Genomic DNA, 13,673 nt, shown 5'->3' with positions numbered 1-13,673 from the left:
ATCCCTCCAGAATGATGGTTGATATTAAGTGTACATGCCTTTCTTCTATACCGTCAATTCTACTTCACGGTCAATTGACTTTTCAGCCGTTCAATCGTCTTTTCCCCAAAACCTGAAATGTTCCGCAAGTCTTCAATTTGTTGAAATTCTCCGTGTTCCTCTCTATACGAAATGATGGCTTCTGCTTTAGCTGGTCCTATGCCGTTAATGGTTTGCAATTCGGCTGCATCGGCCTGATTGACATTGACACCCTGACTCTTTTCAACGCCCGTTGATGCGTCAGCCGATACTGTTTGCGTCTCTCTTTCCGCTTCCCCCTGCTTCCGAACATAAATCATCATACTATCCTCTAATTTTGCTGCTTGATTGATTTCAATCGTGTCTGCTTTGCTGGTAAAGCCTCCTGCCCTTTGAATCGCTTCTTCTACCCGAGCATCAGATTGAAACGTATAAACCCCTGGCTTTCTTACAGCTCCTTTGACCTCTACAAAAATCGTTGATGGCTCTTTTTCTGTCTTTTCTTGTTTTTCTTCTAATGTGACTTGTATGTCTTTATTTCCCTTCAATACACTTGGTTCTCTGCTGTCCTCCCCTTTTCCAGTGAAAAAGAAGAAACTGATGATAATCACAACCATGAGCCCAGCTGCAATATAAAGACTGTATTTTTTCAATGGAATGAGTCGCTTCACTTACTCACGCTTCTTTCAATCATATTTTTCTACTGCTCAACATACTGTTTAGAAGATAACAGATCCTACGCGTCTAAGGAGGGAGAACGTTTGAATATAGGGTTAATCGGTACAGGAAACATGGGTACCATACTTACTGAGGCATTTATTGAATCAAAAGCAGTTAATCCCTCATCGATCACCATTACAAACCGAACCATTGAAAAAGCGTTCAATATAAAAAAGAACCATCCAGAACTTGAAGTAACGAAACAGCTTTCAGGTGCTGTCACGAATAAAGATTTCATTTTTGTTTGTGTCAAACCACTTGATATTTATCCACTTTTAAAAGAGCTGAGCCCTCTTTTAACGGAGCAGCAAACCATTGTCATCATTACAAGTCCGGTGCATCCTGAACAGCTCCAGGATATCGTTCCTTGTCAAACAGCCAGGCTGATTCCAAGCATTACAAACCGCGCTTTATCAGGTGCATCTCTTTTAACTTTTGGTTCATCATGCAATGCCGCGACAAAAACAGCTTTAAGACAGTTAGCTTCGTGCATTTCAACACCAATTGAGATCCATCATTCGATTACAAGAGCGGCTTCCGATATTGTCAGCTGCGGACCTGCTTTTATCAGTTTTCTCGTTCAGAAAATGATTGAAGCGGCCGTAGAAGAAACAGATATTTCTAAAGAAGAAGCCACCACCTTATCAGAGGATATGCTTGTTGGACTTGGCCGTTTGATTGAAAAAAGAGTCTATACCCTTCCAACACTGCAAGACAAAGTATGTGTGAAAGGCGGCGTCACTGGTGAAGGCATTAAAGCACTTGAAGCAGGTGTGCAAGATATGTTTCACCGGCTCTTTCAAAATACCCATGAAAAATTCGATGAAGATTTAGAAGCGGTTGCACATCAATATCCACCAAGTGTGTTCACTGATGATCGCAGAAATTAATCATCTTTGCAATAAGCGAAAAAAGGGTTTTAAAAAACCATCGTTCTATTAAACGATGGTTTTTGGTTTCTTAGCTGAGATGAAATATCTTTCGGCGAATTCACCGGGGGCTTCATTTGTAAAATCAGCGGTCACTTCTATCTGTTCAAAGCCAGCGGACTCAAGGAAAGCTGCATATGTTTCAAATGAAAATGTGCGCTGTTCATGTGTCTCATCATAACGCTGATACATGTCTCCGTCCTTTACAAAAAAGCTTAAATCATGAATGACCGAATACATGTCATCCCCTTTATCGCTCTGCCAAATATAGCTGATCTCTTCATCTTGATCTGCATAAGTTGAACCTGGGAATACCTCTTCCATTTTATAAGGCGTATGAACATCAAAAAGTAAAACCCCATCTGCCTCTAAAAGCTGAAACATGTTTTTAAAGGTTTTTTTGACGTCATTTTCGTTTTTTAAGTAATTCAAGGAATCACAGCAAATAACGGCTGCCTGGAAGGCTTGTTCAAAGCCTGTAACCTCTCTCATATCTTGATGCAAAAATTGAATCGACTGATTTTTCGTTTGCGCTTTTTGCTGCGCGAAGGCCAGCATTTCTTCACTAAGGTCAATTCCTGTAACCTTGTGGCCCTTTTCAGCTAACCGAAGAGAAATCTCTCCAGTTCCACAGCCTACATCGATGATGGCAGCATTCGGTTTAATATACTGCTGGATCCACTGAACCCATTCATCATAAGGTGCATGTGTCATGAGCTCATCATACACACCTGCAAACCCTTGATAAATCATGAGTTAATGCCAAGTGAAAGCGTTTCTCTCGGCGCATCTCCCCATAGCTTTTCTAGATTGTAGTATCCTCTTTCTTCTTTGTGGAACACATGGGCAATGACATCACCTAGGTCAATCAATACCCATCTTGCTTCATCAAAGCCTTCCATCTTTTTCACTTCGATTCCGCTTTCCTCTGCAAGATGTTTTACTTCTCTTGCAATGGCTTGCACTTGTTTATCAGAATTCCCGTGACAAATAAGAAAATAATCTGCAACAAGTGAGATTCCTTGCATATTAAGGGCAATAATATCCTCAGCCCGTTTATCATCGCATGCTCCTGCTGCGACGTTTAAAATTGATGATGAATCCATCCAAAATTCCTCCTTAGTTGTTCTTATGCACAAGCGAGTTGTAAGTAGCAAGCGTATCTGGAAAGACTGGCTGATTCTTTTTCATTAGAAAACTGATGGTGTTTTTTAATGATTGGATCAGTGCACGATCTAGATCATGCTCTGCTAACTCCCTTACTTCTTCGACACCAGGGAAATGACGTCCTGGTTCTATATAATCTGCGACATAAATGACTTTTTCAAGTAAAGTCATGTCTGGTCTGCCGGAAGTATGAAATTCAATGGCTGTTAACACATCGTGATCGTCAATTCCAGCTTCTTTTTTGACCAAATAGGCACCAACCGGGGCGTGCCAAAGCTCAGGCGAATATTCAAGCAATAAAGGGTTCATCTGCTCTTGCTCGATAATCCCCTTCATTTCTTCCTTTGGCCTAAATTTCGCATAATCATGAAAAATAGCGGCGATCTCTGCTTTTTTCACATCTGCACCGAACCGTTCCGCTAATGAAATGGCTGTCTCCATGACTCCAAGTGTATGTGTATATCTATGCTCTGTTAACTGTTCTTTGACACAGTTCAATGCTTCTTCACGATTCATATAAATGATGCTCCTTTATATAACGCTCAACAGCTTTCGGAATCAAATAATCAACAGGTATTCCCTGCTCTATTCGCTGCCTAATCAATGTCGATGATACATCAAAAGCTGGAACATCTGCAAATAAAAGCGGATATGCCGTATTTCCAACGTAACCCGGTCTTTTCATCCCAATAAAGGTGATCATTTGAAGCAAATCGTCGATCCGATGCCATTTTGGCAAATACTCGACCATGTCCGCTCCTATCATAAAAAAGAACTGATCTTCTGGATGACGCTTCTTTAACAGATCCACTGTATCTACCGTATAAGACGGACCCTCCCGCTCCATTTCAATGAGCTCGAGCCGAAAATACGGATTTGACTGAATCGCTGCCTCCACCATTTTTATCCGGTGATGACTATCTGCTCGTTTCCGTCCTGCTTTATGAGGAGGCATATGGTTTGGGATAAACCAAATTTCATCCAGCCCCACTTGAGTCCGCACCTCACTTGCCATCAGCAAATGCCCGTTATGGGGAGGATCAAACGTACCGCCGAACAACCCTATTTTTTTCATATCGTATCCACCTTTACGGCAGCTTAATTTGTTTATTTTCCTTAGATTCTTTGTAAAGGACAATCACATTTCCGATCGTTTGAACGAGTTCTGCCTTTGCACCTTTTACAAGTGCTTTCGCAACTTCTGTTTTGTCCTCGTCGCAATTTTGCAATACGCTGACTTTTAATAGTTCTCTTGCTTCAAGCGCCTCGGAAATTTGCTTGACCATATTGTCATTTACCCCGCCTTTTCCAACTTGAAAAATAGGTGATAAATGATGTGCTTGTGCACGTAAAAAACGTTTTTGCTTACCTTTTAACATGGTGTTCCTCCTAATTTCTCTATGACAATTGACTTCATTTTTCCGGCATCAGGCGTGATACCTGTCCACAGTTCAAAGGCTCTTACTGCTTGTCCAACAAACATGCCAACCCCATCTACTGTTTTCAAGCCTAACCTTGCTGCTTCACTGAGCAGTTTTGTTTCTATTGGATTATACACAATATCACAAACGACCGCTGTTTTTTTTGCGTTCGCTAAAGAAATCGGGGTTTCTTCAACATTCGGATACATGCCAATCGAGGTCGTATGGATGATGACATCATATTCCCCAAGCCGCTCTTCTGCTGTATTTAATGTGATTGCATGAGAGGTGATTTTCCCCTCTGCGCTTTCAATTAAAGCTTCAGCTTTTTCAATGGTGCGGTTCGTAATATCAAAGCTCTTCGGTGCATACTGAGCAATTGTCGTATAAATCGCTCTTGCCGCTCCGCCAGCACCAATCAGAAGAAATGACAGCTCTGATAACGGCTGATCCAAGGCTTCAAGCAATGAATGAAGAAACCCTTCTCCATCTGTATTGTACCCAACGAGCTGATCCCCTTCGAGCCGCACCGTATTGACGGCACCGAGGCGTTCAGCTGTCACATCAATTTTGTCAAGGTACTGCATGATTTCTACCTTGTGCGGAACAGTGACGTTAATGCCGCTGATTCCTAACGCTTTCATGCCGCTAACAGCCTCTTTCAGGGCATCATTTTCTACTTGAAAGCCATGATAGTGTCCATCAATTCCAGCATCCTTTAGTGCTGCATTATGAATATCCGGAGACATTGAGTGGCCAACAGGGTTTCCGATTACTCCGTATAAAGGTTTCAAGGTCTCTCCCCCTTTGAACATTTAAATTAACGAACGTCTCATAAACACATGAACGCCTTTTGGCGCATAAACTTTGATTTGCTTACCCGCATCATTTGCAGTGACCCAGCCTAAACCTGAAAAGACGATGTCCATTTTTGGCTGATCAATGGTAAAGGTATGCGGAACGAGCGGCGGGAAATCTTCCATTCCCTCTTTTGATGGCGGTGACAGCAGTTCCCCTGCATGTTTTTCATATAAATCATCTGCGTTCTCCAGCTTTGTACGGTGAATGTTCAGCTCATTTGGCATATAGCAGACAAATGATGTTCTGCCGCCTTTTACGTAATCAAATCGAGCGAGTCCGCCAAAATAAAGCGTTTGTGCTTCATTTAATTGGAACGTTCTCGGTTTCAATTCTTTTTTCGGCGTTAAAATCTTCAGGTCATTTTTGCTGACATAGTGCGCCATTTGATGGCGATTGATGATGCCCGGCGTATCGAATAAAGCAGACCCGTCATCAAGCGGAATTTCAATGGCATCAAGTGTAGTACCTGGATATTGGGATGTAGTAATGACGTTCTCTTCGCCAGATACTTCTTTGATGATTCGATTGATAAATGTTGATTTTCCAACATTTGTACAGCCGACGACATAGACATTTCTTCCATCGCGGTAATGATCGATCGCTTCCATCACCTCAGGTACGCCCTGGCCTCTGCTTGCACTAATTAAGAAAACATCGATAGGGTTTAATCCGTTTTCCTTTGCTTCCCGTTTCATCCAATGAATCAGACGATCTTTTTTCACGGATTTCGGTAAAATATCCACTTTGTTGCCGACAAGTAAAATCGGATTACCACCGACAATACGGCTCAGTCCATTGATCCAGCTTCCGTTAAAGTCAAAAATATCAACGACCTTCACAATGAGAGAATCTGTCTCTCCAATGCTGTGCAATATATTTAAAAAGTCGTCTTCTGTTAAAGAAACATCTTGAATCTCATTGTAGTTCTTTAACCTAAAACAGCGCTGACAGATCACATCTTCTTTCAATAGAGATGCTGCCGGCGCATATCCTAATTGATCTTTATCTTCCGTCTGAATGGCTACACCGCAGCCAATACAAACAACCTTTTCCATTATTACTCTTCCTCCCACTGAATGTGGCCCTTACGCTTTAAGGCTCCTAAAATTCTGCGTTCAATCTGCCTGTTAAACTTTGTGAAAAATCCGTCCGAGGCAGCAACAGGAACGACCAAAATCGTATGGAAGCCATGACGATTCCCGCCAAGAACATCTGTCATGAGCTGATCCCCAATGACAACCACATCTTCTTTTTTCAACTGCATATCAGCGACTGCCTTATTAAAGGCTCTTCCCATAGGCTTTCTCGCTTTATAAATAAACGGGATATGAACCGGTTCAGAAAAAAGCTTGACCCTTTTTTCATTATTGTTCGATACAATCGTCACTTGTATCCCGTGATCTTTCATTTCTTGAAACCATTCAATTAAGCGCGGTGTCGCACTTGGACGGTCCCATTCTACTAGTGTGTTATCTAGATCGGTAATAATTCCTTTTACATTTCGTTCTTTTAATTTTTGCGGTGAAATGTGGAAAATACTTTTCACAAATTCATCCGGTAAGAAATACTTCTTTAGCACAATTTGCACCCTTTCTTCCATTGGTTTTCAGCGATTGTGTCGAATCAAATCACAATTTGTCTGTCTATCGAATACAATGAAAAAGTTTTCGACATATGATGAGGACCTTCAACAGGTGTGGATAATTTTACACACATTATCCACCTATATTTCATCACGCTTTCATTCAATTATAAACACTCTACCCACAAGTTATCCACTTAACCATGTGGATAACAGAACGATTGTTCTTGTTTCCCATTCATGGTAGATTAAAGGTACTTCAAAGACAGTCGATCAACCTATGATGATATGTCTTTTCCTCAAATTTTATGCCAACTTTTTCAGGGGAGGTGTTTTTCCCATCATATGGGTTTCTAGTATGAAAAAGCTGTCAGATGATTTACTTATAGAATCGTATTATAAAGCAAATGAAATGAACTTAAATCGCGACTTCATTGAATTAATTGAGACAGAAATGAAAAGACGTTCGCTCGGGCATATGCTCTCTGTTTCCTCTTAATTCCATATCACAGGAACCATGCCTCCCGAGCACTCTCCTTTTTTAAACTCAGGTGACTGATATTATATCACTTGCGCTATAGGCTTACTACTATTTTCCGTAAAAAACACCCCTTCTGATGAAAGAAGAGGTGTCTTAATTGCAAGGCTGTTCATTCCAAAACCATAACCCTCCGCCTACGACTAAAATGACCACAAGGAACACAACAAGAAAAGCGTAACCGATTCCTGCTCCTTGTGCTGGATAAGGCGAACACGCAGGGTAAGGATAAGGACATCCCCACATATCAGTTACCTCCTTCTAGGAAGATATACTGTTAGACTATGCTGGATGAATGGTCTTGTTTAGGCGGATGGCCATCATTTAAAAATGTTTGATGACTTCACGCTCTTTGATTTCGTTATAAATAATTCTCGCCCCTTTTGGTGTCATATGATTGCCAGAAGGGTCGATCAAACCTGACTGAATCAGAGCTCGATCACTGTCTTCACCAGCTTCTCGGATGAAAGCTTTCCAATTGTCGACAAGCGGCACCTGCTCATCCTTCGCTACTTCTCTCGTGATATCATTATAAGAGTTTTGCCAAGCTCTTGCCCCGCCTCTCCCGGCAAAATAAGATGACTTATATCTAGAGTAATAATACAAGCCCTTTTTCCCGCCTTCTACAACAGGCACACAGGTCATGAGAATCGGGGTAATGCCTTCTTTTCTACTTTCAGAAATAAAGTAGGATAAATTTTCTTTAAACCGTTTTTTCGTCACTCGGGGATGTTTCCCGTCTAAAATCGCCGCATCATTCGTACCGAACATGATGAGGACGTAAGTTGGTTTCTGTTTTAAAATATCCTGCTCAAAGCGCAGTTTCGCGTCTTCAGTCGTCTGCCCGCCAATGCCTGCATTCTTCACTTGAATTTGGCCGCGCTCGACGTTTTTCATGAGATTCACCCATTTTTCAGATGTTGGATAATCTCGAAAGTCCCAGTTTGATCCTCTTGTATTGCTGTCACCAAATGCAATGACGCTTTCTTGAGCTGGCTTAGAGCACCCAGCGGCAACACATAATAGGATGAAAAGGAAAACATATTTCTTCACAACATTCACCTCCAAAAGCCCTCTTCATATAGTAAACGACAAGACTTTTGGTTTCAATGAATGACTGTTTTTGACGAATGCTTCCTATTGCAGTTGAACGGGCATATATGCTTTGTCATGTTGCAGCAGCTCACTTACTTTTACAAATTCATAGCCTCTCTTCTTTAATTCAGGAATCACTTGTTTCAATGCTTCTACCGTTTGCTTTCGATTTCCCCCGCCATCATGTAAAAGGATGATATCGCCGCCCTGAATATGATCAATAATTCGGCTTGCAATTTTATGTGCACCTGGTCTTGACCAGTCCTTCGGATCTTGTGTAAAGGACCACATGACCACATCATATCCTTGCTTTGACAGAATGCGGAATGATTTCATGGTTAAGCGTCCACCAGGAGGGCGAAATAATAAGGGACCGCCAGGCTGGAGTGAAGCGATATGAGCCGCTGATTCTTTTAATTCCCGCTTGATCTCCTTTGACGACAAAAGGTCAAAATACGTATGATTCATTGTATGATTGCCGAGTTCATTCCCTTCGTCCACAATCCGTTCTGCGATCATTGGATATGCATGGATTCGGTTCCCTATCACAAAAAAGCTCGCATTCACTTGATGCTCCTTCAGCACATCCAATATTTGATTCGTATACACTGGATGAGGTCCATCATCAAAGGTGATCGCAATCTTTTTCCGTTCCGCTCTCATGTCCCAAAAGGCACGCCCCGTTTTTTCAAGATCGACTCGTTTTAATGTACGTGCCTCTACTTCATTAGGAACAAAAGCACATAGCAGCCATATACACATCAAGATATGCAGCCCTCTCATTCGACCGCCTCCTCCACCGAACATCATTACCGATAAATTGCCCGCTTTCTCATCAATTCATACAAGCTTCATGGTGATATCTGCTTCTTTTTCAAATAAAAAAAGCCGGCCATATTGGCCCGCTCTTTGTTTCACGTTTGGTTTCTCTCTTCAACTGTCGAACGTTGCTTAGAATTCATACAGACACTCTCCTTCTTGGATTTGATTTTGAGCCCATAATAATTTCTGATAATACTGGTTGGACTTTTTGTATTGTTGAGAGGCTTCTAAGGCTGTCGCAATTTCTAGTGAGATATCCTCTATATAAGAGTATAGGCTAAGTTTTTCCAAATAATCAATGGTTTTTTGCAGTTGGTCTTCATTGATTTCCTGAACATATAAAGCATCCAGATACTCAAACATATGACAGAACAGCTGGTCTTCATGCTTCTTTGCAGCTAATTTCCCATCTTCTAATATGCGCAGAGCATCCGCCTGTTCATTCTGTCTAAAAAGCAGCTTCGCCAGCGTATAGAGCGTATGCGGAAGCGTTGGGAGCAGCTCTTTGCGGGCAAGATCAGCAGATTCCGTTAAGTATCGTTCCGCTTCCTCTCTATAGCCCAGCTCGCCATAACATTTTCCTAAATTATAGAGTGCTGAACTGTATATGCGCGGGTGATCAATTTGAGATGCTAGCTGTTTTGCCTTTTTCAAATGAGGCAGTGCCCGGTCTTTTCGTTTTAAATCTTGATAGTTTCCCGAAATGACAAAGAGACATTGAATGATGCGAATCGTATACGCATCATGCTGATCGTATATTTCCAGCGCCTTTAAAATATGGTGCATGGAGACATGTGTTTGTTTCATGATATAGTAGGCTTCTGCCACTTTAAAATGAAACTCTGCCTGCTCAATATCATCGAATACCATGGACAGCTGCTTTTCTGCCACTCGATAATATTTGACGGCTTCTAAATATTCTTTTTGACTAAATTCATGCATGCCACGAAAAAATGCATGGTAATAATGCAGCATATCAGATAACTCATGATTGGAGTTTTCGATTTTATCGACTAGATTAGATACTGAGAAAGGTTTATATTTTGAAGGGTGTATATAGTCAAGCATGATTTGGTGCCGAAAACACATGAGCTGATAATAAATCAGTAAATGCTGGTCCTCTTCCATCTGTTCAATTTCCGCTTCAACTTCCGCTTTCAAGATTTCCGCATCTGGAACACTGAACTGCCGTATCATTCGATACCATTCATTAATTTTCATACCTACATGTGAAGATAGAACCTTCCCCATGTTCCGAAAAAACCCCTTCCTTTTCGGTCTAATATTACATATTTTAGCACGCTTCTTGACCGCCAAGCACCGCAAAGAAACCGCAAACATATGAGAGGGGCTGTAAAAAGAGACGAACATTTTTCGAAAAACATGATTTTTTCATCGTACAGACACAGACAATCCCTCCTTCACATACATTTGAGGATATAGGCAGCGGCCTAAACATGGTGGAGGTGAAAATCGTGGCAGGAGTATTTACAGCGATGGGATTGATGGTCAAAGAATTGGTGTTTTTAGTGTCCTATGTCAAAAACAATGCCTTTCCACAGCCCCTTTCGGGAGATGATGAAAAAAAATACTTAGCCCTCATGGCACAGGGCGATGAACATGCAAGAAACATGCTGATTGAACATAACCTTCGGCTCGTCGCCCATATCGTAAAGAAATTTGAAAATACCGGGGAAGACGCTGAAGACCTCATCTCCATCGGGACGATCGGACTCATTAAAGCCATCGAAAGCTATTCCTCTGGAAAAGGAACAAAGCTTGCAACGTATGCAGCGCGGTGTATTGAAAACGAAATTCTCATGCACTTACGCGCGCTCAAAAAAACAAAAAAAGACGTCTCCTTACATGACCCAATCGGTCAGGATAAAGAAGGCAACGAAATTTCATTAATTGATGTCTTAAAATCTGAAAATGAAGATGTAATTGATACCATTCAGCTCAACATGGAGCTTGAAAAAGTAAAGGAGTATATCGACATCCTCGACGGCCGAGAAAAAGAAGTGATCGTCGGCAGGTTCGGACTTGATTTAAAGAAAGAAAAAACGCAGCGGGAAATAGCCAAAGAGCTTGGGATATCGCGGAGCTATGTGTCACGGATTGAGAAGCGTGCGCTGATGAAAATGTTTCATGAGTTTTACCGGGCGGAGAAGGAAAAACGGAAACGGGAGAAGGGGAAGTAAAAATGAATTTCCTAACTTCTAACAAAAACAGACCTCATGAGGTCTGTTTTTTATTTTGGCACTAAGCTACTGTCTCTTGACTGCGATGTCCTCTTTGCTAATTAAATATAGTTTGTTATTATCTTGATCTTTGCTAGGATAATGATCAACTAAATATTTTCTCAAGATATTTAATTCAGCCATATCAATCATTTTTGACTCAATTGCATTTTCCCACATTACAATTAATGTTTCATCGTCTATTACCTCTAGCACTTGAGGAACAAATTTTTTATTTTCTCGTCTATACGCTTGATACGCTGTGTAAGAAACTGCATCTAGTACTGAATACCAGCCATATTGTTTTTGTTCATCTTTTTCTTTATTAGCGTACTCAGCTACATCCATATAATCTTCACTATCTATATAATTACATAAATCATCTGCCCTTAACTCTTTGCCAGAAAGCCATTTCCAACAATCATCTAAAGCTTTTTCTCCTATGTGGTAACCATCATCTTCTTTATCTATGAATGTATAGATTTTTTCAACTATTGCTAAGCCTAGGGCAACTTTAGCTTCTTCACTAAGGTCATTTATAAAATCCATTCTATAGCCTCTTTCCTATTTTTTCATTTTAACTACATTTTTCTGTAACACCATTTTTAACATCAGCAGCCGACATTATAACGGAACTAAAATCATTGATAATCCTTCTTATAATAATTTCACAAATGAAATAGCAGCACTTTTTAATGTTACATATAAATTCACTATCGAACGATTCGTGACTTTAAACCTATGCTATAAGTCATGAATTATTTTGTCTAATTTTGTCGAAAATCACCATTTTAATATTTTCTATATTATAATGTTTCCTGTATTACTAAAATGTGTATTTAGAAGGGTGCAGACTAATGAAAAAAGCTAAACTAATTTTATTCTTATGCTTTATGGCAGTTCTAACTGCTTGTGGTAACACTAACAGCTCAACTGAGCCGGCAAAAAAAGAAGAAACGAGCAAAGAGGCTTCAAAAGAATCAGCACAAAAAGAGAATAAACCAACGTCAGGACGCTTATCAAAGATTGGGGAGTGGAAGAAAGATAAAAATGGTTCTACACTGACTTTGAAAAAGATAAACGACAAACAAAAAGAAATAGATTTAAGTCCTATTAAGATGAAAATACAAGATGTTAAAGTTTTTGAATACAGTAATTTAGGTGAAGACGATAAAGAGCTTCTTTCTGATAATCAATATGAAAAAGATAAATATCATAGAATACAAATTACTTATACGACTGAAAACACTTCCGATAAAGATGTTTTGTTTTCTGGTGTTGATGTTATTACCACTAATACAAAAAAACAAATCCAAGTCAATACGGCTAATTTGTATACGGATAAAGGTGTTGGTTCTTTTTATGGTAAAGTCGAAAATGAAGGTATGGTTGTAGTTCCTTTACTGGTAGATGATGTTTCGGATTTGAGTTCAATCACACTTCACTTAAGTGATGTTTATCTAAATGACAAACCTGAATTATTGCATGATGGGGCAAAAGTTAAATTCGATTTTTAAATTCTGCACCCCCCTTTTGACATTAATAATTAAATTCTCATGCACTTACGCGCGCTCAAAAAAACAAAAAAAGACGTCTCCTTACATGACCCAATCGGTCAGGATAAAGAAGGCAACGAAATTTCATTAATTGATGTCTTAAAATCTGAAAATGAAGATGTAATTGATACCATTCAGCTCAACATGGAGCTTGAAAAAGTAAAGGAGTATATCGACATCCTCGACGGCCGAGAAAAAGAAGTGATCGTCGGCAGGTTCGGACTTGATTTAAAGAAACAAAAAACGCAGCGGGAAATAGCCAAAGAGCTTGGGATATCGCGGAGCTATGTGTCACGGATTGAGAAGCGTGCGCTGATGAAAATGTTTCATGAGTTTTACCGGGCGGAGAAGGAAAAACGGAAACGGGAGAAAGGGAAATGAAAATAAACTTCCTAACTTCTAACAAAAACAGACCTTATGAGGTCTGTTTTTTATTTCGGCAATAAGCTACTGTCTCGCTGCATTTCTTTTGATAATAGCTGGCACCTTAGCCCTCAAGAACAATGGCAAGATTTTGATCATGTTCATGAACTAAGACATGAAGGAAATCAATTCATCATGCCCCACTATTTAGAGAGCTGCAGGAAATGATGGCAAAGCGATTTGCATATCAGTATTGTATTCTGCATTTATGCTTAAAAAATGTAAATACGAAAAATAAAATATAATGCTTCGTGTATTCTTGCTAATCAATTTTAAATGTTGTTATTTGATACCTGTCAGA

Annotated in this window: 18 protein-coding genes and 1 pseudogene; 5 read left to right on the top strand and 14 right to left on the bottom strand. The window is 40.2% G+C overall.

Annotation, left to right across the window (positions count from 1 at the left end; all coding sequences use genetic code 11):
- Positions 1-59: 59 nt before the first annotated feature.
- Positions 60-689: a helix-hairpin-helix domain-containing protein gene (locus JVX94_RS02280; protein ID WP_205184460.1), complete on the bottom strand. Its 630-nt coding sequence runs from the start codon at positions 687-689 to the stop codon at positions 60-62.
- 90 nt (positions 690-779) lie between these two features.
- On the opposite strand from JVX94_RS02280, the gene comER reads away from it, so the two are divergent.
- Complete coding sequence (comER, locus tag JVX94_RS02275) at positions 780-1,628, top strand: late competence protein ComER (protein WP_024423047.1); 849 nt, start codon at positions 780-782, stop codon at positions 1,626-1,628.
- Positions 1,629-1,676: 48 nt separating this feature from the next.
- Here the strand turns inward: comER and JVX94_RS02270 are convergent, their stop codons facing one another.
- The 8 genes from JVX94_RS02270 to JVX94_RS02235 are packed head-to-tail and all read right to left on the bottom strand — an operon-like array spanning position 1,677 to position 6,695.
- On the bottom strand, positions 1,677-2,420 hold the full coding sequence (locus JVX94_RS02270) for a class I SAM-dependent DNA methyltransferase (RefSeq protein WP_205184457.1): 744 nt from the start codon (positions 2,418-2,420) through the stop codon (positions 1,677-1,679).
- Positions 2,417-2,773, bottom strand: coding sequence for a ribosome silencing factor (gene rsfS / locus JVX94_RS02265; protein ID WP_003217467.1), 357 nt, complete (start codon positions 2,771-2,773; stop codon positions 2,417-2,419). The genes JVX94_RS02270 and rsfS overlap by 4 nt, the downstream gene beginning before the upstream one ends.
- A 13-nt stretch (positions 2,774-2,786) precedes the next feature.
- Positions 2,787-3,350 carry a bis(5'-nucleosyl)-tetraphosphatase (symmetrical) YqeK gene (yqeK, locus tag JVX94_RS02260; protein ID WP_111291689.1) on the bottom strand — a complete coding sequence of 188 codons (564 nt, stop codon included), beginning with the start codon at positions 3,348-3,350 and terminating at the stop codon, positions 2,787-2,789.
- The gene (locus JVX94_RS02255; protein WP_205184454.1) at positions 3,340-3,909 is read right to left on the bottom strand and encodes a nicotinate-nucleotide adenylyltransferase; all 570 of its coding nucleotides are present in this window, start codon (positions 3,907-3,909) and stop codon (positions 3,340-3,342) included. The genes yqeK and JVX94_RS02255 overlap by 11 nt, the downstream gene beginning before the upstream one ends.
- 13 nt (positions 3,910-3,922) lie before the next feature.
- On the bottom strand, positions 3,923-4,213 hold the full coding sequence (gene yhbY / locus JVX94_RS02250; RefSeq protein WP_008342507.1) for a ribosome assembly RNA-binding protein YhbY: 291 nt from the start codon (positions 4,211-4,213) through the stop codon (positions 3,923-3,925).
- On the bottom strand, positions 4,207-5,049 hold the full coding sequence (aroE, locus tag JVX94_RS02245; RefSeq protein ID WP_205184452.1) for a shikimate dehydrogenase: 843 nt from the start codon (positions 5,047-5,049) through the stop codon (positions 4,207-4,209). Before aroE ends, yhbY begins: the two co-directional genes overlap by 7 nt.
- Positions 5,050-5,070: 21 nt before the next feature.
- The gene (gene yqeH, locus JVX94_RS02240) at positions 5,071-6,171 is read right to left on the bottom strand and encodes a ribosome biogenesis GTPase YqeH (protein WP_095409067.1); all 1,101 of its coding nucleotides are present in this window, start codon (positions 6,169-6,171) and stop codon (positions 5,071-5,073) included.
- A gap of 2 nt (positions 6,172-6,173) precedes the next feature.
- Complete coding sequence (locus JVX94_RS02235; protein ID WP_008356191.1) at positions 6,174-6,695, bottom strand: YqeG family HAD IIIA-type phosphatase; 522 nt, start codon at positions 6,693-6,695, stop codon at positions 6,174-6,176.
- 361 nt (positions 6,696-7,056) lie between these two features.
- On the opposite strand from JVX94_RS02235, the gene JVX94_RS02230 reads away from it, so the two are divergent.
- Positions 7,057-7,197 carry a sporulation histidine kinase inhibitor Sda gene (locus tag JVX94_RS02230; RefSeq protein WP_003217327.1) on the top strand — a complete coding sequence of 47 codons (141 nt, stop codon included), beginning with the start codon at positions 7,057-7,059 and terminating at the stop codon, positions 7,195-7,197.
- A 135-nt stretch (positions 7,198-7,332) separates the two neighbouring features.
- Here JVX94_RS02230 and JVX94_RS02225 read toward each other — a convergent pair whose 3' ends face one another.
- The 4 genes from JVX94_RS02225 to JVX94_RS02210 form a co-directional block, all read right to left on the bottom strand.
- Positions 7,333-7,482 (bottom strand): hypothetical protein, encoded by a 150-nt coding sequence (locus tag JVX94_RS02225; protein ID WP_162842499.1) that lies wholly within the window; start codon positions 7,480-7,482, stop codon positions 7,333-7,335.
- A gap of 78 nt (positions 7,483-7,560) precedes the next feature.
- Positions 7,561-8,289, bottom strand: coding sequence for an SGNH/GDSL hydrolase family protein (locus tag JVX94_RS02220; protein WP_240193791.1), 729 nt, complete (start codon positions 8,287-8,289; stop codon positions 7,561-7,563).
- Between the two features lie 84 nt (positions 8,290-8,373).
- Positions 8,374-9,114 carry a polysaccharide deacetylase family protein gene (locus JVX94_RS02215; protein WP_095409069.1) on the bottom strand — a complete coding sequence of 247 codons (741 nt, stop codon included), beginning with the start codon at positions 9,112-9,114 and terminating at the stop codon, positions 8,374-8,376.
- A gap of 168 nt (positions 9,115-9,282) precedes the next feature.
- Positions 9,283-10,404, bottom strand: coding sequence for a response regulator aspartate phosphatase (locus tag JVX94_RS02210; protein WP_095409070.1), 1,122 nt, complete (start codon positions 10,402-10,404; stop codon positions 9,283-9,285).
- Between the two features lie 221 nt (positions 10,405-10,625).
- Between JVX94_RS02210 and sigK the strand changes: the two genes are divergently transcribed.
- Positions 10,626-11,354 carry an RNA polymerase sporulation sigma factor SigK gene (sigK, locus tag JVX94_RS02205; RefSeq protein WP_034738387.1) on the top strand — a complete coding sequence of 243 codons (729 nt, stop codon included), beginning with the start codon at positions 10,626-10,628 and terminating at the stop codon, positions 11,352-11,354.
- Between the two features lie 66 nt (positions 11,355-11,420).
- On the opposite strand, the gene JVX94_RS02200 is transcribed toward sigK, so the two are convergent.
- Positions 11,421-11,942, bottom strand: coding sequence for an Imm6 family immunity protein (locus JVX94_RS02200; protein ID WP_205184450.1), 522 nt, complete (start codon positions 11,940-11,942; stop codon positions 11,421-11,423).
- Positions 11,943-12,250: 308 nt separating this feature from the next.
- On the opposite strand from JVX94_RS02200, the gene JVX94_RS02195 reads away from it, so the two are divergent.
- Together JVX94_RS02195 and JVX94_RS02190 are read left to right on the top strand one after the other, a co-directional pair.
- Positions 12,251-12,910, top strand: coding sequence for a hypothetical protein (locus JVX94_RS02195; protein ID WP_095409072.1), 660 nt, complete (start codon positions 12,251-12,253; stop codon positions 12,908-12,910).
- Positions 12,911-12,943: 33 nt separating this feature from the next.
- A pseudogene (locus JVX94_RS02190) lies at positions 12,944-13,330 on the top strand (sigma-70 family RNA polymerase sigma factor); the annotation flags it as partial.
- Between the last annotated feature and the right edge of the window lie 343 nt (positions 13,331-13,673).

The organism is Bacillus sp. PDNC022 (assembly GCF_016919285.1).
Classification (GTDB): Bacteria; Bacillota; Bacilli; order Bacillales; family Bacillaceae; genus Bacillus; species Bacillus safensis.
The sequence above is the reverse complement of the archived record's forward strand: the minus strand, read 5'-3'. Positions and strand labels throughout refer to the sequence as shown.